The organism is Acidovorax sp. GW460-11-11-14-LB4 (assembly GCF_059423685.1).
In genome coordinates this window covers 1-1,608 of the sequence record NZ_JBWKYJ010000143.1, presented here as the reverse complement: position 1 = coordinate 1,608, position 1,608 = coordinate 1, and the positions used below count along the sequence as shown (strand labels likewise).

General features: G+C 58.8%; 1 protein-coding gene. It reads left to right on the top strand.

What is annotated here, in order from left to right; genetic code table 11:
* Positions 1-40: 40 nt before the first annotated feature.
* Complete coding sequence (locus AC07X4_RS23920; protein ID WP_056743875.1) at positions 41-1,579, top strand: IS3 family transposase; 1,539 nt, start codon at positions 41-43, stop codon at positions 1,577-1,579.
* The last annotated feature ends 29 nt before the right edge of the window (positions 1,580-1,608 follow it).

The following is a 1,608-nucleotide window of genomic DNA, read 5'->3' as shown; positions in this document are numbered from 1 at the left end:
GGGGGTGCGGACGAAAACTTGGACTACTAGAAGGTAGTTCATGTATTCCTACGAAGACCGAATCCGAGCCGTTGAGCTGTACATCAAGCTCGGCAAACGCACCAGCCCGACCATCCGTCAGCTGGGTTACCCAACCAAGAATGCATTGAAGGGGTGGTACCGCGAGTATCAGCAGCGGCTCGACCTGCCGCTGGGATATGCCCGTCGGGAGCCGAAGTTCTCGCAGGGCCAGAAGGCAGCGGCCATCGAGCACTACCTCACACATGATCGATGCATCGCTGCCACCATGAGGGCGCTGGGCTATCCAGGGCGTGGAACGCTAACCAAGTGGGTCCGCGAGGCATTCCCTGAAGCCAGGATGGCCCTTGTCGGCAGTGTGGGCCAGCGAAGATATCCTGAGAGCTTGAAGCAAGCGGGAGTGATGGAGCTTTGCACCCGGCAGGAAAGTGCACAGGCTGTTGCCGACAGGCTCGGCGTGTGCCGACCAACGTTGTACAACTGGAAGAACCAGCTTCTGGGGCGTGAGGCACCCGCATCAATGAAACACACCGATCGATCACCGCAGGCGCAAGAGCGCGAAGAGCTCGAGCGCCAGGTTGAAATACTGCGCCACGAAGTCAGGCAACTGCGCCTTGAGCAGGACCTCTTGAACAAGGCCAATGAACTGCTAAAAAAAGGCCTGGGCGTCGATCTGCAACTCCTGTCCAACCGGGAGAAGACACTGCTGATTGACGCCCTCAGGGAGCACTATGGCCTGCCAGAGCTCCTTGCACAGTTGGGTCTTGCGCGCAGCTCGTACTTCTACCATCGGGCCCGCGCGGCAATCGGAGACAAGTACGTGAAGGTGCGCCAATCCATCACCGAGATCTTTGAGTCCAATCACCGCTGCTACGGCTACCGCAGGCTGCACGCCTCACTGGCCAGAGAGCAATGCCCGATCTCCGAGAAGGTAGTGCAGCGGCTGATGAAGCAAGAGAGCTTGGTCGTTGCAAAGCCCAAGCGGCGGCGGTATGCCTCTTACCTTGGCGAAATCAGCCCGGCACCAGAGAACATCATCAACCGTGACTTCCAGGCTGCGGCGCCCAACGAGAAATGGCTGACCGACATCACAGAGTTCCAGATCCCTGCAGGCAAGGTCTACCTGTCACCGATCATCGATTGCTTCGACGGGATGGTGGTCAGCTGGACCATTGGCACGAGCCCGGATGCTGAGCTGGTCAACACGATGCTGGATGCTGCTATCGAGACGGTGGCAGAGACCAACGATCGACCTGTGGTCCACTCCGACCGCGGAGGACACTACCGCTGGCCGGGCTGGCTATCGAGAATGAGCGAGGCCAACCTTACTCGTTCGATGTCCCGCAAAGCCTGCTCGCCTGACAACGCGGCGTGCGAGGGCTTCTTCGGTAGGCTGAAGAATGAGCTGTTCTATCCTCGGGACTGGAAGAGCGTCACGATCGAACAGTTCATTGGGGTGGTCGACGACTACATCCGTTGGTACAACGAGAAGCGGATCAAGATCTCCCTGGGGGCCCTCAGCCCGATCGAATACCGGGTGAGTCTTGGACTTGCGGCATAAAACCAGTCCAAGTTTTTATCCGCACCCCC

Excerpts from the sequence above, each read along its gene's own strand:
- AC07X4_RS23920 (WP_056743875.1), top strand. The coding sequence starts at position 41 with ATGTATTCCTACGAAGACCGAATCCGAGCCGTTGAGCTGTACATCAAG.